Annotated in this window: 17 protein-coding genes; 4 read left to right on the forward strand and 13 right to left on the reverse strand. The window is 32.8% G+C overall.

The annotated features are described in order from the left end of the window. Positions 1 to 31 precede the first annotated feature (31 nt). Positions 32 to 820 carry a hypothetical protein gene (locus Q1B37_RS06500; RefSeq protein ID WP_299896885.1) on the reverse strand — a complete coding sequence of 263 codons (789 nt, stop codon included), beginning with the start codon at positions 818 to 820 and terminating at the stop codon, positions 32 to 34. 169 nt (positions 821 to 989) lie between these two features. Between Q1B37_RS06500 and Q1B37_RS06505 the strand changes: the two genes are divergently transcribed. Further along, positions 990 to 1577 carry a pseudouridine synthase gene (locus Q1B37_RS06505; protein WP_299896888.1) on the forward strand — a complete coding sequence of 196 codons (588 nt, stop codon included), beginning with the start codon at positions 990 to 992 and terminating at the stop codon, positions 1575 to 1577. A 40-nt stretch (positions 1578 to 1617) separates the two neighbouring features. Here the strand turns inward: Q1B37_RS06505 and Q1B37_RS06510 are convergent, their stop codons facing one another. From Q1B37_RS06510 to Q1B37_RS06535, 6 genes are all read right to left on the reverse strand, one after another. After that, a complete protein-coding gene (locus Q1B37_RS06510) occupies positions 1618 to 2250 on the reverse strand; it encodes a chloramphenicol acetyltransferase (RefSeq protein WP_299896890.1) in 633 nt (210 codons plus the stop codon). After that, positions 2250 to 2939, reverse strand: coding sequence for an HAD family hydrolase (locus tag Q1B37_RS06515; protein WP_299896892.1), 690 nt, complete (start codon positions 2937 to 2939; stop codon positions 2250 to 2252). Before Q1B37_RS06515 ends, Q1B37_RS06510 begins: the two co-directional genes overlap by 1 nt. Then, positions 2933 to 3505 carry a hypothetical protein gene (locus tag Q1B37_RS06520; protein WP_299896894.1) on the reverse strand — a complete coding sequence of 191 codons (573 nt, stop codon included), beginning with the start codon at positions 3503 to 3505 and terminating at the stop codon, positions 2933 to 2935. The genes Q1B37_RS06515 and Q1B37_RS06520 overlap by 7 nt, the downstream gene beginning before the upstream one ends. A 9-nt stretch (positions 3506 to 3514) precedes the next feature. Further along, positions 3515 to 5206, reverse strand: a complete 1692-nt coding sequence (gene ettA / locus Q1B37_RS06525) for an energy-dependent translational throttle protein EttA (protein WP_299601271.1) — start codon at positions 5204 to 5206, stop codon at positions 3515 to 3517. Positions 5207 to 5261: 55 nt separating this feature from the next. Then, positions 5262 to 5444 (reverse strand): CAL67264 family membrane protein, encoded by a 183-nt coding sequence (locus Q1B37_RS06530; protein WP_299601269.1) that lies wholly within the window; start codon positions 5442 to 5444, stop codon positions 5262 to 5264. A 218-nt stretch (positions 5445 to 5662) separates the two neighbouring features. Further along, a complete protein-coding gene (locus Q1B37_RS06535) occupies positions 5663 to 7072 on the reverse strand; it encodes a DNA/RNA non-specific endonuclease (protein ID WP_299896896.1) in 1410 nt (469 codons plus the stop codon). Between the two features lie 256 nt (positions 7073 to 7328). On the opposite strand from Q1B37_RS06535, the gene Q1B37_RS06540 reads away from it, so the two are divergent. The 3 genes from Q1B37_RS06540 to Q1B37_RS06550 all read left to right on the forward strand — a co-directional run bounded on the left by Q1B37_RS06540 (position 7329) and on the right by Q1B37_RS06550 (position 10770). Continuing rightward, complete coding sequence (locus Q1B37_RS06540) at positions 7329 to 8957, forward strand: carboxyl transferase domain-containing protein (RefSeq protein WP_299896899.1); 1629 nt, start codon at positions 7329 to 7331, stop codon at positions 8955 to 8957. A gap of 138 nt (positions 8958 to 9095) precedes the next feature. Continuing rightward, the gene (locus tag Q1B37_RS06545; RefSeq protein WP_299896902.1) at positions 9096 to 9893 is read left to right on the forward strand and encodes a hypothetical protein; all 798 of its coding nucleotides are present in this window, start codon (positions 9096 to 9098) and stop codon (positions 9891 to 9893) included. Between the two features lie 235 nt (positions 9894 to 10128). Further along, on the forward strand, positions 10129 to 10770 hold the full coding sequence (locus tag Q1B37_RS06550) for a hypothetical protein (RefSeq protein WP_299896905.1): 642 nt from the start codon (positions 10129 to 10131) through the stop codon (positions 10768 to 10770). Between the two features lie 116 nt (positions 10771 to 10886). On the opposite strand, the gene Q1B37_RS06555 is transcribed toward Q1B37_RS06550, so the two are convergent. The 6 genes from Q1B37_RS06555 to Q1B37_RS06580 all read right to left on the reverse strand — a co-directional run bounded on the left by Q1B37_RS06555 (position 10887) and on the right by Q1B37_RS06580 (position 18390). Further along, positions 10887 to 12209, reverse strand: a complete 1323-nt coding sequence (locus tag Q1B37_RS06555; protein ID WP_299896908.1) for a M24 family metallopeptidase — start codon at positions 12207 to 12209, stop codon at positions 10887 to 10889. A 100-nt stretch (positions 12210 to 12309) separates the two neighbouring features. Beyond that, a complete protein-coding gene (locus Q1B37_RS06560; RefSeq protein ID WP_299896911.1) occupies positions 12310 to 14424 on the reverse strand; it encodes a von Willebrand factor type A domain-containing protein in 2115 nt (704 codons plus the stop codon). A gap of 106 nt (positions 14425 to 14530) precedes the next feature. Next, positions 14531 to 15646, reverse strand: coding sequence for an AMP-binding protein (locus Q1B37_RS06565; protein ID WP_299896914.1), 1116 nt, complete (start codon positions 15644 to 15646; stop codon positions 14531 to 14533). A gap of 69 nt (positions 15647 to 15715) precedes the next feature. Next, the gene (locus tag Q1B37_RS06570; RefSeq protein WP_299896916.1) at positions 15716 to 16657 is read right to left on the reverse strand and encodes a CPBP family intramembrane glutamic endopeptidase; all 942 of its coding nucleotides are present in this window, start codon (positions 16655 to 16657) and stop codon (positions 15716 to 15718) included. Positions 16658 to 16672: 15 nt separating this feature from the next. Next, positions 16673 to 17710, reverse strand: a complete 1038-nt coding sequence (locus Q1B37_RS06575) for an o-succinylbenzoate synthase (RefSeq protein ID WP_299896919.1) — start codon at positions 17708 to 17710, stop codon at positions 16673 to 16675. Further along, positions 17710 to 18390, reverse strand: coding sequence for a metal-dependent hydrolase (locus tag Q1B37_RS06580; RefSeq protein WP_299896922.1), 681 nt, complete (start codon positions 18388 to 18390; stop codon positions 17710 to 17712). Before Q1B37_RS06580 ends, Q1B37_RS06575 begins: the two co-directional genes overlap by 1 nt. Between the last annotated feature and the right edge of the window lie 27 nt (positions 18391 to 18417).

Consider the following 18417-nt stretch of genomic DNA (forward strand, 5'->3'; position numbering starts at 1 on the left):
AAACCATATTTTTTAATAAACAATGTTTTTCTTATCGTTCTCTAAAGCGATGTATTTCTGTACTGGACAACATTCTACTTGTAAATGCAGGACATCTTCTTAATGCTGCTCTAGTTTCTGAACTTCTTTGCAAATCTGATGATCTATCTCCATATAGATGCACTGCAGGAGACATGCTACTATAACATATAAAATACATATATGCATTACAAAGAGCTTCTAATCTTCCTGGATTCCTAGATACTCTGGTATTAGATAATGTTTCTCTATCCGCTGCGGAGAAATAGCGATAACTAATTTTACCCGAATGGGTCATCACATGACCAATTTCATGCATTAGAGTTGGTATTATTCGGAGATTTTGATTTCTCCATAATGCGCCATAGGTTATTATTATACCATCACGCTCATCAAAAAAATCAGTAGTACGGTCATCATAAATTGGATTTAAACCACCAGTATATCTTTCAGAATTTCCTCTTCCTGCAGAATTTGAAAATATAATACCTTCTGGTTTTCGTTGTTTTAGCCACCTTAAATGACCAGAAGGAATTAAATCCAAGGTATTTTCTACAATAGAAACATCCGACAATCGAACACGATAAATATTGATATTAACATGATTTCTAGAGGTATACATTATATTAACCAAATCTTCATTAGAAATACTCTTGTAATAGCCTCTAACAGGATCACTTTCCCAATTTTCTAGTAGATTAGGACCAAAATAATTCGGTTCTTGGTTTCTTCTTCTACCTGAAGCATACCCTCCAACTATAATATCTTGCCGGTAAGGCTGTCCAATAAATTGAATTGACATAATAACAACTATTTAAAAACAATAAATTACATCTGATTATTAATTAGTTATAAAATGTTTATAAAAGTAAACATGATCGCTTTAAACATTCTATAATCATAACTACATTTGATGCTAGTAATTAAAAATTATTGTATCTGCTATAGGTATTTGTTTCACCACTATTTCCATGAATAATCATAAACACTTTAAAATTTACAAACCATATGGATATCTTAGTCAGTTTGTAAATAATGGTCAAAAACAAAATTCAAAACGATTATTAGGTGAATTATACGATTTCCCGTCGGGTAGTATGTCTATTGGTAGGTTAGATGAAAAATCTGAAGGGCTTTTATTAATTACTACCAACGGTAAAATAAGCAACTATATATGCAGTAGTGGTATTGAAAAAGAATATTATGCACAAGTAGATGGTGCAATTACGGATGAAGCTATTGTAGCATTGCAGAATGGAGTAGAAATTGGTTTCGATGGAAAAAAATATATGACCAATCCCTGTAAAGCTTTTAAAATAAAATCAGTTCCTAATTTTCCCGAAAGATCAAAAAAAATACGAGATGATCGACACGGCCCAACTAGCTGGATATCCATTACATTACAAGAAGGTAAATTTCGGCAAGTTAGAAAAATGACATCTGCGGTTGGTTTCCCTACATTACGTCTAGTTAGAGTTCGAATAGGAAGTATTCATTTAAATCAAATGGGTATTGGTGAGATCATAGAAATAGACACATCTACCATCACATCTGATTAATTTATATTATACCTGTATAACTTTGAAACCTTTGCATATTTTATTCATTTAATAGTCGTTGAAACTCTTCCAAAAATAGTCCAACGTGGTATCCATCCATTAGGGCATGATTTACATGCACAGAAATAGGCAAACTAATCTTATCATTTTCTTTAGTGTATTTCCCAAAAGAAATTTTTGGAACACTATCTCTGTATGTAAAATGTCTTGCATGAGAGATACTACTAAAATTGTACCAAGGAATTGAAGAAATATGCAAGCTATCTAGTCTTTTGGCATTATCATTATGACGTAATCCTATTGAATTCTTTACTGCTTCTATTTCTTTTTGTCCATTGTGAGCAAATGCCTTAAAATCAGAATGATACTCTATAAAAGAAAAACCAAAAGTATGATCTTCTCTTCCAATCGTAGAAGAAGCATGTACTTGATCATACTCATATACTTCTCCATCTTCGATTCTATATCTAAAAGGTTTTATGTTATTGGCTGCCTTTACCGCTTTATGTAAGTAATACAAAAAATAAGAATAATTATGATCTTTTACCGTTTGATAACCTTTTGAAAAATCAACATTAGATACAATTCCAAAAAAAGGTTCATCGAAACCATTAAAGAAGTCAAAGTGTTCTTTTCTGTTCCATGTTGAAAGATCTAATTTTGTTTTTGTCATTACAAATAGTGTAGTAATTCTTTAGAATGTGTTAAACTTTTAAAATTAGGGTGATCAATGGTTCCATTATGAACTTCGTGCGCCCAAGTTGTATGAAAAGGTATATGGAAAGCATGCGCTCCTATATTTAACACTGGTAAAATATCAGACTTAAGAGAATTACCCACCATTAAAAATTCCGACTTGTCAATATCTAAGTGATCTACCAATTTCTGATATTGTTTTTCAGTCTTATCGGAAACAATTTCTATATGATGAAAATACTTTTCCAAACCTGATTTTATCAACTTTCGTTCTTGGTCAAGTAAATCCCCTTTAGTAGCCATTACTAAACGATATTTCTTTGATAAATATTCTAAGGTTTCTTCAATACCATCAATTAATTCCACTGGTTCTTGCAACATTTTTTTTCCTCTTTCTATGAGTGTTTCAACCAGTGAAACATCCATGTTCCCATTCGTTATTTTGATAGCTGCTTCTATTAACGAAAGTGTAAACGGTTTAATACCATACCCATACAACCCAAGATTTTGCATTTCTATCTCAAAGAGTAATTTATTTGCTTCTTCCTTTGGAAGATGTGCTGACACTAATTCGCAAAAATCCTCTTCTGCCTTTCGAAAAAAGGTTTCATTTACCCATAAGGTATCATCGGCATCAAACGCAATTACTTTTATATTACTCAACATTTGGTATTATAATATCTTACTACTCTTTCCAAGGCCTCAATATTGTTATCAAAATAATCTTGCTCGATTTTAGAAATCACATCTGGGCAATCTTTAAAAAGATCAAATAAAACTTTTCTAACTTTTTTAAATTTAATGCCTCCTCGGATTTTTACAACTTCATTTTGACCTTCCCTTCCCAAATAGTAAGTCGAACTGACAACAGTTCCATCTCCAAAACCAGTAGATGTTTCTCTTGGAATATAAAAACATTCCATTTTACCAACCACAGCCTTCTTTAATCTCAGTGTTTTATCTGTATCCTTTAATTGTCTCAAGGAATATAATCCATCATATTCCTTTCCTGTCTTAAAATTGTTGACTCCCTTAATAAGTTTGTACTTATAAGATGTTTTCTCACCGGTACTGGAATCTCTAAAAATAAGCGAGTTATTATTCCAAACAACTACTTTTCCTCTTATTTCTGTACCATCTTTAAAAACTAAAAGATGAGGATATTCTTCTTGTGCAGAAATTTCTAAGGAGAATAATACAAATAGAACTACACCTAAAATTCGTTTAATCATAAACGTCTATTATCTAACAAGCTTTTTATACTTAATACGTTTTGGCATTAGATCACCTCCTAAACGTTTCTTCTTATTCTCTTCATAATCAGAGAAACTTCCTTCGAAGAAGTATACTTGTGAATCCCCTTCGAAAGCTAAAATATGAGTACATATACGATCTAAAAACCAACGATCGTGAGAAATAACAACTGCACATCCTGCAAAGTTCTCCAAACCTTCCTCAAGAGCTCTTAATGTATTAACATCAAGGTCGTTAGTAGGCTCATCTAAAAGTAATACATTACCTTCTTCTTTTAAGGTCATTGCTAGATGTAGCCTATTTCGTTCTCCTCCAGAAAGTGTAGAAACTTTCTTATTTTGCTCACTACCTCCAAAATTAAAACGACTTAGGTAAGCTCTAGAATTCACTTCTCTTCCTCCCATCATTACTAAATCCTGTTCGTCACTAAAGTTTTGCCAAATAGATTTTTCAGGATCTATATTCGCATGTGATTGATCAACATAAGCAAGTTTAGCGGTTTCTCCTACACTAAAAGTTCCTTTATCAGGAGTTTCTTCTCCCATGATCATTCTAAAAATAGTAGTTTTACCAGCACCATTAGGACCTATAATACCAACAATTCCAGCTTGTGGTAATTTAAAATTAAGATCTTCATACAACAGTTTATCTCCATAGGCTTTACTAATTCCTGTTGCCTCAATCACATTGGTTCCTAATCTAGGCCCGTTAGGGATATAAATCTCTAATTTTTCGTCAAGCTGCTTTTGATCTTGACTCATTAATTTATCGTAATTCTTTAAACGCGCTTTTTGTTTGGTTTGCCTTCCTTTTGTTCCCTGACGTACCCACTCTAACTCACGTTCTAATGTTTTCTGTCGTTTAGAAGCCGACTTACTTTCTTGCGCAAGACGTTTTGATTTTTGATCCAACCAAGATGAGTAATTCCCTTTCCATGGAATACCTTCTCCTCTATCCAATTCTAAAATCCAACCTGCCACATTATCTAGGAAATATCTATCGTGAGTAACTGCAATAACAGTACCTTTATATTGTGCCAAATGATGTTCTAACCAATGAACAGATTCTGCATCTAAGTGGTTGGTAGGTTCGTCTAAAAGCAATACATCTGGTTCTTTTAGTAATAATCGACATAGTGCTACCCTTCTTCGTTCTCCACCTGATAATACTTCGATTTTCTTATCTGGTTCTGGAGTTCTTAGGGCATCCATCGCAATCTCTAGTTTGGTATCAAGTTCCCATCCGTTTCCTGCATCTATTTTATCCTGTAGTACAGCTTGACGATCCATCAGCTTTTGCATTTTGTCAGCATCACTATACACTTCTTCAAGACCAAACATATCATTGATCTTATTATATTCATCCAACACAGCAACCATTTCTGCAGCACCTTCTTTTACTACCTCTAATACGGTTTTATTTGGATCTAATTGTGGTTCTTGTTCTAGATAGCCTACAGAATAATCTGAAGAAAACACAACATCACCTTGATAATTTTTATCAATTCCAGCAATAATTTTTAATAGTGTAGATTTTCCCGAACCGTTCAATCCAAGAATACCAATCTTTGCACCATAGAAAAAACTTAGATAAATATTTTTTAAAACTGGAGTATTTGCGCTTTTATACGTTTTTGTAACTCCAGACATAGAAAAGATAATTTTTTTATCGTCTGACATAAGCCCTAAATTTTAAGAATACTATTGTTATATATTTTGCGTCGAGAAAAGAATGTTAAACTCTACCTTTTAAAGCATTAAAAACCCAAGCATTAGCAAGAAATCCTACTCCAACTGCAGCAAATCCCCATCCAGAAACATGACGATACCTAAATGCGCCTAATGCGATTAATCCTAATCCTACTATAACCATTATAAAGGTAGCCCAAGCTAATACCGTATTTTTATTCATTCCCATAAATCACAAGTTATTTAGTTAAATAGTTTTGATCTCTAAAATCAAAAACAGCATACAAATATCGTCAATTTATCATCAAAAAATAGCTTTTTTACAACTTCTTGACTTCTGTAATCATCTTATTCTTTGGTAAACAAATACTTATGTATTCTTACTAATTAAAATAGGGGCTTATAAAATCATAAACCCCTACTTTTTATATATAATCAAGAGATTTTCTAGCTTGAAGGTCCGTTATCTACAACTGATTCTATTACGGATTCTATAGAATTAGTAATATTTTCAAATAAATCATACCCTGTTAAACTTTCAATAGCATCGACTGAAGTTCTAAACTGAGTCCAATCACTAGTAATTCCCTGATCATTGGGTACATTTATAGCGATAACTCTGGTTGATGTTGTTACCCGATTGATGTCATTTGTACCATTTGGTAATATCAATGCTACTTTCCAAAAGGAGTCAGGAACGGTTATGTTACCTCCATCTATAGTTGTAGCAAAACCATTTCCACCAATACCACCACTACCAGCAACTCCAGCAATGATATGAACCTCATTACCATCCAATGTTAATGATCTTAAATAGCTTTCAAAATTTGCCCAACTTTTACGATTATTGTCTGGTGCCTGAGGTGCAATATTACTCATGTAATAAGTATTTTCATTAGAATCTTCTGAGCCATTTCTATCAGCAGACGGACATAAATGCCCTCGATCAAAACCTGAATTTGTATAGTCACTAGATGTTGCTCTAAAAAAACTACTTGGTAAATCATTGTCTCTTTTAAAACAATTGCATCTAGGAGTATCACCTGTCCAAGCACTACTTAAATGCCAACTTACCCAATTAGCTGTTCCGGTGTTATTATTATAGGATAACGAAAAGTCTGGTTTAGACAGGTAATAATTTGTTGAACTTGTGCCCGCATCGGAAGGATTTCCAAAAGTTATATTACTATCTATACCTGGACTAGATCCGCTATTGGTATCGGTAATAATTTCAACATTATCAATATTTATTCTATTAGATCCTCCAGAAAGTTTTTGTATCCCATATCGTACACTTGAAGTTTCATTAACATTAAAAGAAACCGTATTTAATGTTGTCGAATTTGTGGTAATTGTACTTCCGACATAATACCAAGAACCACCATTATCATATGAAGCAATTAGTCTCCAAGTAGAATCACCATCATTACCATACTTAGCATGACGAATTCTAATAGTTTCTGCACCATTATCCATATTAAAGGACATTATGGCATAACCCGTATTTCGAATTCTAACAGACTTAGACTGATATTTTCGATCATTAGACAAACCACCTAATAGCGCATCGCTTAAGTACCAATCGCCTGATGAAAGACTAACGCTGGCACCAGCATAACTAGATTTAGAACCAGACTCATAGGTTTCTATAAAACCCTCTTGTGTTTTAAAATGAAAACTATAATCGTGTGGGCCTTCATTATCGTACAAAAAAGTTCCTGCTTTGAATTCTCCAATTATTGTATTGGAGACATTTTGTATTTCCGCATTATAATTATCATCATCTATGTTACAACTTGTAAAAAAAATAGCACATGATAATATCCATAAAGTAGGATTTGCTTTCAATAATTTCATAATTGATTCAGATTAATAGTTAATATATTGTTATACAGTGGATTAAAATATCCATAAAACTACCTGTATACTGTTAAGTATCTGATAATCAAATGTTAGCAAACTGTTATGGAAATGTTATAGACTCTTAATATTGGAGATAATTAATTAACATTTTAGAAACTTTTTTGAAATGATTCTAAGCTGTTTTTGGTTTTGTTATTAATGATTTAAAAACTCATTGATTTTTGTATTTTCGTGCAAACAATACACACAAATGGATTTAAACTTCAATAAAAACGAAGACCACAATAAACTGTTAGTATCTTCCTTGCGCCAAAAGCTTGCAAAGGTTAAATTAGGTGGTGGAGAAAAAAGAATTGAAAAATTACACGCCAAAGGAAAAATGACGGCAAGAGAAAGAATCGAATATCTATTAGATGATGATTCTAAAGCTATAGAAATTGGTGCTTTTGCTGGTGATGAAATGTATCCTGAACATGGAGGTTGTCCAAGCGGAGGTGTGGTTATCAAAATAGGTTATATTAGTGGTAAACAATGTATAGTGGTAGCTAACGATGCTACTGTTAAAGCTGGTGCATGGTTTCCAATAACTGGAAAGAAAAACCTAAGAGCACAAGAAATTGCAATTGAAAACAGATTACCAATTATCTATCTTGTAGATAGTGCTGGTGTTTATCTGCCTATGCAGGATGAAATTTTTCCGGATAAGGAACATTTTGGTAGAATTTTTAGAAACAACGCTGTAATGAGCAGTATGGGAATTACTCAAATATCTGCAGTAATGGGAAGTTGTGTTGCTGGAGGAGCCTATCTACCTATAATGAGTGACGAAGCTCTAATCGTAGATAAAACAGGAAGTATTTTCTTGGCTGGTAGTTATCTAGTAAAAGCAGCAATAGGAGAAAGTATAGACAATGAAACCTTAGGTGGTGCTACTACGCATTGCGAAATTTCTGGTGTAACAGACTATAAATCAAAAGACGATAAGGATGCTTTGGACACCATTAAGAATATAGTTTCTAAAATAGGAGATTTTGAAAAAGCAGGATACAATCGAGTACCATCTGTAAAACCTAAAATGAATCCTGAAGAGATCTACGGAATTCTTCCGAAAGCTAGAAATGAGCAGTATGATATGATGGAAATTATTCATCGTTTGGTTGATGATTCTGATTTTGAAGAATATAAGTCCGGATATGGACAAACTATAATTACGGGGTATGCTCGTATAGATGGATGGGCAGTTGGAATCGTGGCAAATCAGCGTAAAGTTGTAAAAAACAAAAAAGGAGAAATGCAATTCGGAGGTGTTATTTATTCTGATTCTGCAGATAAAGCTACCCGTTTTATTGCCAATTGTAACCAAAAAAAGATTCCGTTAGTTTTTCTACAAGATGTAACTGGTTTTATGGTGGGCAGTAAAAGTGAGCATGGTGGTATTATAAAAGACGGTGCCAAAATGGTAAACGCAGTAAGTAACAGTGTAGTTCCTAAATTTACAGTTGTTGTTGGAAATTCTTATGGTGCAGGAAATTATGCTATGTGTGGAAAAGCTTATGATCCAAGACTTATTTGTGCTTGGCCGAGTGCTGAATTAGCTGTAATGGGAGGTGCGCAAGCAGCCAAAGTTTTATTACAAATAGAGACTGCATCTCTTAAAAAGAAAGGTGAGGAACTTTCTGAAGAGGATGAAAAAGCATTATTTGATAAGATTAAAGCACGCTATGATAAGCAGATTTCGCCATATTATGCAGCAGCTAGAATCTGGACTGATGCTATTATCGATCCTTTAGAAACAAGAAAATGGATTTCTATGGGTATTGAAGCTGCCGATCACGCTCCAATAGAAAAACCTTTTAATCTAGGTGTAATACAGGTGTAATCCTTTAATTTTTATAAAAAAAAGGGATTTCAATTGTATTGAAGTCTCTTTTTTTTATCTAATGGTAATTTATGACCAATTGTAATAAATAAAAAATAGTTTCGTTTTGAACATAATAACTCAAAAAAAATATCAATAATGAACAAAGTATTTTTAAATTTAAAAGTAGTTCTTGTTGCGGTTATGGTCGGACTATTTGTGGTAAGTTGTAGCGACGATGATAGCAATAACACCTCTGCTGTAGACATCACTCAGGAAGATGTAATGAAAAGCTTGGAGGTAGAGAAAATATCTAGCTTCATAGATGAAATGACGTTGGATAATATTTCTATGAATAGATCTAGTAGCGAAATCTCATCAAAAGTTGGGAAACCAGGATGTGCAGATTTTAGTATTACAGATACTGGGTATACACTTACATTTACAGACTGTACAAATGAAGATGGCGAAACGATTAGCGGTGCTATCAATGTTTCTGTGGTAATGGAAAACAATACCGTGACTACAACTATTACATTTGATAACTTAAGTTATGCAGGTAATTCTGTAAATGGAAGTAAAAGCACTACCTATTCTATAGATACGGATGCTGGTAATTTCGTGTATGCGGTTACATCCGACTTATCTATTACTTTAGCCGATGGAACTACTGCTTCTGAACAAGGAACTAAAACATATACTATAAATGGATTCGGATCGGGAGACGCTTCATATACGATTGGAGGAAGCTGGATTGTAACCTTAGGTAGTGATAGTTACTCTTTAGCTACGGACCCTACATTAGCAGGAACTTTTAGTTGTGGATATATTACTAGTGGCACCTTAGTAATGACTAAAAATGCGTTAAGTGCCTCTATTGATTACGGAGATGGTACTTGTGATAATAAAGCAACGGTAACATATCCTGACGGAACAACAGAAGAAATAGAGTTATAAAGATTTTATAACCTTATAAGAAGAAATCCCTAAGAAGTATATATTTCTTAGGGATTTTTTATTCATAGAAGTCTTAAGCTATATGTATCAGTGTTTTATGTTTAACCAAACAAAAGCAAATTTATAAATTTGATGTTGCTTTCCTTTTAACTTATAGTATTTGAAGATAGTTTTATACCCGTATTCAAGCCGGCAGAAACACAAATCGTTTATTAACAATTTATATGAAACTATCATGAAAAATATTTTCAAAAAGCTTCTTTTATTATTATTACTAGTAGGTGCAATTAGTTGTCAACCAGAAGAAGATCAATTATTAGAGGAAAATTTAACTTTAGAAGAACAATTAGAGCTACAATCATCAGAAAAGAATAATGCCGACTTTAGAATTGTATGTTCTATAGAGGGAATTCCTCCAGGCTATGTAGTGGAAGAATATTTAACTTTAGGAAACTGTCCTAATTATAATTTATTTTTAGGTAGATATAATGCTGCTTTTGTATCACGAGATGGAACACCAAAAATTTCTCGAGCGGGAGCTGGATGTGATGACAACTATTGTATTTGGATTGTGGGTAATAATTTCGAAGATAACGCATACGTCGATATTAGAACTACGACAGGTTCAAACATTATCGGAACTTATAGAGGTAGTGATCGCGTACAGTATGTAAATGCACAAGGTCAAGATGTAATCACTTTGCGTCTTCGATCACAATTGGAGCGAAACGAATTTGCAAGTAGAGGATTACGGATCTGGGTTGTAAATCCTGAAGCTGCGAAATGGGCGGATGGAAGAACCGTAAGAAGACCTGGTGGAAACGGAAATGGAGATGATGGTGGTCCTGGAGATGACTGCAACCCTATTTGTCCATAAGTAATAATTATTGTCTGATGAATTATAAGACATTTTAATCACTAAGAATTGTAATTATATCTTATCGTTAATGAAGAGCGAGATGATTTCACTATTATCTCGCTCTTTTGTGATAATTATTGCCTTTTTGGTATAGTGATTAGCTCAGTTTGTCTCTTATTTACATATCTAAAACCTTTGGATCCCCAAAAGCCTGCTTCCTCCAACATAATACGAATATCCTTATTCCATTCTGGAATCGTCACAGTAGTATTTAATTCTATCGCATATACTGTATTCTCGAATAAAGGATAATCACCGTTTACGGGAACTCCTCCTTGTGAATCCCACATTCCTAAAGTAGTACCCGAAGAGTGTCCGTACAATCCTAAAGGGTGTGTATAAATAGCAGGTTTAAGACCTTCTGCTTTACCTTCTGCTAAAGATTCTAATAAAATCTCATTTCCTGTTTTACCTGTTTTAAAATTGCCTGTAAAAATATCTTGAACCCGATTACCATCGGCGAAAGCTTTTTTCAAATATTCTGGTGGCCCCATTTCTCCGTTCTTAAGAATATATGCATGCTGCTGGCAATCAGTATTCAATCTAAGGTAGGTAATCCCAAAATCACAATGAATAAGATCTCCTTGTTTTATGATTTTATCATTTGGTCGATTTGAAAAAGAAACGATATGATTTTCTAACGGCTCATCCATTCGTTGTATATCTACTGTAGGATGAAACCAGGTTTCTAATCCCATATCGGTAACTTTCTGTCTTAACCACCATACTACATCATCTGTTGTAGTAGTACCTGGCTTTACCACATCGGTACTAAAAGCTTCAGCAATAATATCATGTGTGATTTGCACTAATTCTTTATAGATTTCCATTTCCTGTTCGGTTCTGGTTTCTATCCAAGCAATTGCTAATTTTTCTGCTGAAGTAACCTTTGATTTATACGTTTCTGGAAGCACTTCCATAAACTCTTCATAATCAGTCTTTACAATACCATCAACAATACCGAAATGCGTAGAATAATTTACTCCAATATTTTCTGGTTTTCTTTTTTCGATAATATCTACCAATGCCTTCCACTGATCAGGCTGTTTTTCTTTGTCCCATGCTGAATCAATGTATTTTCCAACATTATATCTGGCTACAGCCAATTGTTCTATGGTATTCTTTTGCTTATCTCTGTAAAAAACTAAAATCGTTCTACGTCTGGCATTTAGCCATTTAGCGGGTAACATCGTTTTTAATACTGGATCTTCATTATATTCTCTGGAAATTAAAATCCACATGTCAAAACCAGTTCTATCCATTAATTCGGGCAATAATGTATTAAAGCGATCAGCAAGTACCTGATCTATTACCTCTGCTCTATCTCTTTCGGGAAGAATCTGTGCTTGTATGTCATGTAAAAAAATAAGTAAAAGTAAGATGGGTAGTTTTTTCATTTGTGTGATTTATTAAGCAGGAATAAAAATATTATAAAAAAAAGACACCCACAACGCTTTGCAGATGTCTTTATAATTCTAAATCTTTTTTAAATTTTTATTACAAAGTTTGATGGCTGTTCATCAATCGTACGAATTCTGCACGATATCCTTGCGGATCACTTGATTTATTCTCCTTAGCTAATGTAATAATATCGTTAATATCATCATTTACAAGATATTTAGATTTACGTATTTTCATTCCAAACCATGCAACAGAAGCGGCAAAATTAAAATCTTTTGAAACCTCTTTGTTATTTTTATTTAAGATATGAACCAGTTCTATACTTTTCTTTTCTTGTGGTCTTTTATATCTAAACTTTACAGTTAATAGTTCATCTCCAAAATCTTTGTTTTTCTTGGTATCTGTATACTTTAATTCTGGAATATACTTTAGAAACTTACTTTTTACTCCCACAGGAATCACTTCGTATAATGCTGTTACGGTATGCCCACTACCTAATTCACCAGCATCTTTAGTATCATCAACAAAATCTTCATCTTGTAGCATTCTATTTTCATAGCCAATTAATCGATATGCTTGCACTTTTGATGGATTGAATTCAACTTGAATTTTTACATCTTTAGCTATCGTATATAACGTACCTCCAAACTCTTTTCCTAAGATTCTCTGTGCTTCTTGCATTGTATCTATATAGGCATGATTTCCATTTCCTTTATCAGCTAAAGTCTCTACTTTGCTGTCTTTATAATTCCCCATTCCAAAACCTAGACAAGAAAGAAATACTCCTGATTTTCGCTTTTCTTCAATTAATGTTTTCATATCCTTATCACTACTCATCCCTACATTAAAGTCACCATCTGTTGCCAAAATAACTCTATTATTACCATCCTTTATAAAATTCTCTTGAGCTATTTTATACGCAAGTTCTATACCTGCTCCACCTGCTGTAGAACCTCCTGCTTCTAAATTATTTAATGCTTGGTTAATTTCGCTCTTATTAGCTCCAGATGTTGGTTTTAATACCATTCCGGCAGCACCTGCATAAACCACAATAGAAACTTTGTCTTTTTCTCTTAATTGATTTACCAATAATTTAAAAGCTCTTTTAAGCAATGGTAACTTTTTTGGAGAATCCATAGAACCAGAAACATCTAGCAAAAAAACTAAATTAGAGGCAGGAATCTGATCCTGAGGCACTTCTTTTCCTTTTAAACCAATCTTAACCAGTTTTGTATCAGTATTCCAAGGAGTATTTCCATATTCGGTATGAATAGCAAAAGGATGATCACCTGTGGGTTGTTTATAATCATAATCAAAATAGTTAATCATCTCTTCTATTTTAACAGCATCTGCAGGTATTTGTTGACCGTTATTAATCATTCGTCTTACATTACTATACGAAGCTTTATCTACATCTATAGAAAAGGTAGATAATGGTGACATCGTAACTTTTTCAAAATTATTCTCCACTATCTCTTTATAAGATTCATTATTTTCAATCTTATAGTTTCCTTTATGCGTAGTAATTATAATACAACCATGCTTAGCTTTTGATCCATAAAGTGATTTTGCTTTTTTATCTTTTAAGATGTTTATGCCAGAAATATTATTAGGATTAATATTTTGAATCTTAGCCACATCTTTTTGAGCTACAGGAACACCATCTACTATGTATAATGGTTGCTTTGTCGATAAATTACTACTTGCGCCTCTTATTCTTACAGAATTATTTGCTCCTGAATTACCAGCTAATTGTTTACTAATTTGTTTTCTTCTATTTTTTCGACGGTTTTTTCTTCTTTTAGAGCTACTACGTTTAGAAACAGACTCTGCAGAAATTGTAGAAACAGAATATCCGAGAATATTGCGTTGTCTTTTAACAGCTTGGGCAGTTATAACGACTTCCTCTAATACTGCTTCATCTGCCATCATAACAACATTAATAATAGAAACTCCTTTTTCTACTTTTATCTTTTTAGTAGTATATCCTACGAATGAAAATTCTAATACGTCATTTACCTTTGCTTTTATAGCATAATTTCCATCAAAGTCCGTGTTGGTTCCTGTTGCAGTTCCAAAAATTATAACATTTACACCGGGAAGAGGATCTCCAGTGTTTTGATCAGTTACAGTACCTGTTATCGTTACTTCTTGTGCATATGAAATTCCTATTGTTAGGAAAAACATCATAAAATAGTGTAGTGCTTTCATAATTGATTAATTTCTTGATTATGAAATAAAACTACTTTCTTAGCTTATTTCTAACAAACTATATTGAGGGAAGTGTTCTTTTTGAATAGGGAATAGATATCATCGCTTAGGATAATTTATGGGTAATCAATTCCAGAGTTTTAGAACGTTGGACCTTACCATTATCAGTTTCTATGAACTGCGATAGGAAGAATATTTCTTTAGGAGTTTCATATCTGGTTAAAATTTCTAAATGCTTCATAGCATCTTCTAGAGTTTCCTTAACTCCCTTATCATAATCACGTTCAATAACCAATACGAGTCTTTCCCCTAATTGATCATCTGGGATTCCAGAAATAAAAAATCGATGCCCTATTAATAGTTGAAGTTTAGTTTCTATTTCTTCTGGATATAATTTAATTCCACCACTATTAATTACATTATCAAATCTACCTTTCCAAAGAAATTTTTTATAGGTTTTTAATTCCACAACATCATTTGTAACTATCGTTTCCTCATTAAGCTGTGGTGCTTTAATAACTAAACAGTTACGTTCATCTTTTACTAATGTAATATTGGGCAATGCTTTAAAATACTTAGCATCTTTTTTATCCTTCTTTTTTGGATTTACTCTTCTCGCGGCGATATGCGTAATAGTTTCTGTCATTCCATAGGTTTCAAAAATCTTTGTTTTGATACCTTGAAGTAATTCCTTAAGGTTTTCAGGAACTGTACCTCCTCCAACAATCAATTTTTTAATAAGATGCAAACGATTGATGGAGTTATCTAATTGTAAAGGAACCATTGCACAAAAATCATATTGCTTGTATACAGTATCCAAAGGGTTCGTTTTAGGTGGTACCAAATCAATCTTCCATCCTAACACCATTGCTCTAACCAACATCATTTTTCCTGCTATATAGGTTGCTGGTAAACATAATAAAGCAGTGGTTCCTTCTTTAACTTTAAAAAAAGATCCTGTGGCTAAAGCACTATTAACCATATGCTGTTTAAAAATTTTGATCTTCTTAGGCTTACCAGTAGAACCAGAGGTTTGTACAACAATATGATCTTTTTCATTTAGCCAATCCAAAAGAAAATTACCTACCTCATGCTCGTAAAACTCTCCTTCTTTAATGAAATTATAGGCAATACGTTGCAATCCCGAATTATCGAGATATTGCTTATTAATACTGAAGTTTTCATGTATCTTAGGAATAGAAAAAGGCTCTTCTGTTTGCATACCCAAATTTCAATTTTCTTACATAGCTATGAGTTATCTTTACGTAAATTGTGTATTATCATTTTGTTATTATTGTTCTAATACTATATCAGACTTTATTTTTCCAAACAATTTTTCTTTCCATCCAGACCATTTATATTTTTTAGCCATAATAAAAATAATAAGAGGATATTGAACTAATATTGGTAAAATTATATCTAATCCTGCAGACGGTTCAGAAGTGTCAATAAAAAGTGCATCTGTCTGTAAGGCACTCCAATCTGTAGTTACTAAAATCGCTGCTAGTATATTATTAGCTGCATGAAATCCCAATGCTAATTCCATACCATCATCCATCAATGTCATAACACCCAATAACAAACCTGTACCAATATAAAAAACCATCATTACATTGCCTAATTTGGCAACCTCTGGATTTAAACCATGTAATAAACCAAAAACAACCGAAGTAAATAATAAAGGAAACCATCTATTTTTGGTGATAACTCCAAGTCCTTGCATAAGATACCCTCTAAATAAATACTCTTCGAAACTCGTTTGTAATGGTAACAATAAAACTGAAACTAAAAACAATATCAGAAAAGGAACAGCTTTAAAATTCCAAGTATAAATCTCAGATTCCGTAAAATAACTAATCAAAAACAATATTGAACTCATACCAACAACCAAGAAAAAGGAAAAACGTATTCTACTCCAATCAGTTTTATTTCTTGAAGTTGTTAATTCTCGTATAGTTTGTCTATTCAGAAATTTAGCAGCAAAAAGTAATGCTAATAGTCCCATAGCAAAACTGAATATCATTAATACTAAAAATAGATTTTTATCTATTCCTAATTCCACAAAATTATTTTGCGCCGCTGCTTCGAATTCTTGTAAACTATCCACTTTCATAAAAGCGACTACAATAAGTGGTATAACTCCTATAACTTGCCAACCAATAAAGATTATGAATAAACCAATTAAATAATTCCACCATTCATTTTTTGGTTTTAAAGCTTGTTCTATATACATATAAATTCAATTTTATTATAAATATGGCACTGACCACTGATTATTTATGGAGTACATTAATGTGCCTTTTTCTACTAGCAAAGGCGATGCTATATTGTTGGTATATAAACTACCCGTTCCAAGACCTTGCGGCATACTATTGTTCAAAGTATGGGTAAATTGGGCTATAGCGTTTAACCCAATGTTACTTTCTAATGCACTAGTAATCCACCACCCAATATTTAACTCGTCAGCAATATCAATCCACTCCTGTGTACCTTTAAACCCTCCAATCAAACTCGGTTTTAAGATGATAAACTGTGGTTGTATAGTTAGTAGTAATTTCCTTTTTTCTGTTACATCAAATACTCCAATTAATTCCTCATCTAAGGCTATTGGTAAAGGTGTATCATTACAAAGATCTTTCATCATCTCGTACTGCCCCTGTTTTATGGGTTGTTCTATGCTATGAAGATCATGGACACTAAGTCTTTTTAACTTATCTAACGCTTCATCAGGAGAAAAAGCACCATTTGCATCCACTCTAAGCTCAATTACTTCTTTCGAAAACTGAGATCGTATATAGGCTAATAGATCTAGTTCTGCATCGAAATCAATTGCTCCTATTTTCATTTTAATACAATCAAATCCTTGATCTAATTTTTCTACAATCTGATCTTTCATAAACTTCTTCTCTCCCATCCAAATGAGTCCATTAATCGGAATAGCATCATTCCCATTTACAAATTGAGATGGGAACAAATTGAATCCATCTACACTTTCTAATGATTTAAATGCCATTTCTACACCAAATTGTATGCTTGGAAACTCTTTTAACTCATAATACAAAAAGTTTACTCCTAAATGAATATTATCACATGTCCATTTTAATTTCTCTTCATAATCCGGACGATCATCAATACTAAGAGTTCTTAATATTCCGCATTCTCCTATTCCCTTTTTTCCATCTGCTGAAATGACAATAAACCAGGTTTCTTTTGTTTTTAGGATTCCTCTAGAAGTACCACTAGGTCTTTTAAATTCTAGAATATGTTTATGATAGGTAGCTTTCATTACAACTCTACGCTCTTTCCAATATCCAATAAAACGAGATCTTTATTCTTATCAGTAAACTTTTGTTTTGCTTCGTTATGATCAATTTCTATATATCCAAAAGTATCATAATGCACTCCTAATACCTTATCACACTCCACAAAATCACTCGCTATAATGGCTTCATCAATACCCATAGTAAAATTATCACCTATTGGAAGTATTGCGAGATCTAACTTCGTAAAAAGAGGTATCAACTTCATATCTATGGTTAATGCTGTATCACCAGCTATATAAATACTCTTCCCTTCACCTTCAATTACAAATCCTCCAGGTTGTCCTCCATAGGTTCCATCTGGAAAACTACTGGTATGAATAGCATTTACGTACTTTACTTTTCCAAAATCAAAATTCCAACTACCACCATGGTTCATTGGATGAACTTCAATACCCTTATCCTGATAATACATCGCAATTTCATAATTAGAAACAATTATTGCCGAACTATGTTTTGCTATTGCCTCTGCATCTAATGTATGATCTTGGTGTGCATGCGTTAATAAAATAAAATCAACTTTTATATCTCTAATATCAATTTTATCTTTGGACAAAGGATTTCCAGAAATAAAAGGATCTACTAGTACTTTATTTTTTCCAATTTCTAGTAATAATGTATTCTGCCCATAAAAGGTAATCTTCATTGTGTAAGGTTTTAAATTAAAAATGGA

The sequence above is a fragment of the uncultured Aquimarina sp. genome (assembly GCF_947492965.1).
In the GTDB taxonomy this organism is placed as follows: domain Bacteria; phylum Bacteroidota; class Bacteroidia; order Flavobacteriales; family Flavobacteriaceae; genus Aquimarina.

Excerpts from the sequence above, each read along its gene's own strand:
- Q1B37_RS06500 (WP_299896885.1), bottom strand. The coding sequence starts at position 820 with ATGTCAATTCAATTTATTGGACAGCCTTACCGGCAAGATATTATAGTT.
- Q1B37_RS06505 (WP_299896888.1), top strand. The coding sequence starts at position 990 with ATGAATAATCATAAACACTTTAAAATTTACAAACCATATGGATATCTT.
- Q1B37_RS06510 (WP_299896890.1), bottom strand. The coding sequence starts at position 2,250 with ATGACAAAAACAAAATTAGATCTTTCAACATGGAACAGAAAAGAACAC.
- Q1B37_RS06515 (WP_299896892.1), bottom strand. The coding sequence starts at position 2,939 with ATGTTGAGTAATATAAAAGTAATTGCGTTTGATGCCGATGATACCTTA.
- Q1B37_RS06520 (WP_299896894.1), bottom strand. The coding sequence starts at position 3,505 with ATGATTAAACGAATTTTAGGTGTAGTTCTATTTGTATTATTCTCCTTA.
- ettA (WP_299601271.1), bottom strand. The coding sequence starts at position 5,206 with ATGTCAGACGATAAAAAAATTATCTTTTCTATGTCTGGAGTTACAAAA.
- Q1B37_RS06530 (WP_299601269.1), bottom strand. The coding sequence starts at position 5,444 with ATGGGAATGAATAAAAATACGGTATTAGCTTGGGCTACCTTTATAATG.
- Q1B37_RS06535 (WP_299896896.1), bottom strand. The coding sequence starts at position 7,072 with ATGAAATTATTGAAAGCAAATCCTACTTTATGGATATTATCATGTGCT.
- Q1B37_RS06540 (WP_299896899.1), top strand. The coding sequence starts at position 7,329 with ATGGATTTAAACTTCAATAAAAACGAAGACCACAATAAACTGTTAGTA.
- Q1B37_RS06545 (WP_299896902.1), top strand. The coding sequence starts at position 9,096 with ATGAACAAAGTATTTTTAAATTTAAAAGTAGTTCTTGTTGCGGTTATG.
- Q1B37_RS06550 (WP_299896905.1), top strand. The coding sequence starts at position 10,129 with ATGAAAAATATTTTCAAAAAGCTTCTTTTATTATTATTACTAGTAGGT.
- Q1B37_RS06555 (WP_299896908.1), bottom strand. The coding sequence starts at position 12,209 with ATGAAAAAACTACCCATCTTACTTTTACTTATTTTTTTACATGACATA.
- Q1B37_RS06560 (WP_299896911.1), bottom strand. The coding sequence starts at position 14,424 with ATGAAAGCACTACACTATTTTATGATGTTTTTCCTAACAATAGGAATT.
- Q1B37_RS06565 (WP_299896914.1), bottom strand. The coding sequence starts at position 15,646 with ATGCAAACAGAAGAGCCTTTTTCTATTCCTAAGATACATGAAAACTTC.
- Q1B37_RS06570 (WP_299896916.1), bottom strand. The coding sequence starts at position 16,657 with ATGTATATAGAACAAGCTTTAAAACCAAAAAATGAATGGTGGAATTAT.
- Q1B37_RS06575 (WP_299896919.1), bottom strand. The coding sequence starts at position 17,710 with ATGAAAGCTACCTATCATAAACATATTCTAGAATTTAAAAGACCTAGT.
- Q1B37_RS06580 (WP_299896922.1), bottom strand. The coding sequence starts at position 18,390 with ATGAAGATTACCTTTTATGGGCAGAATACATTATTACTAGAAATTGGA.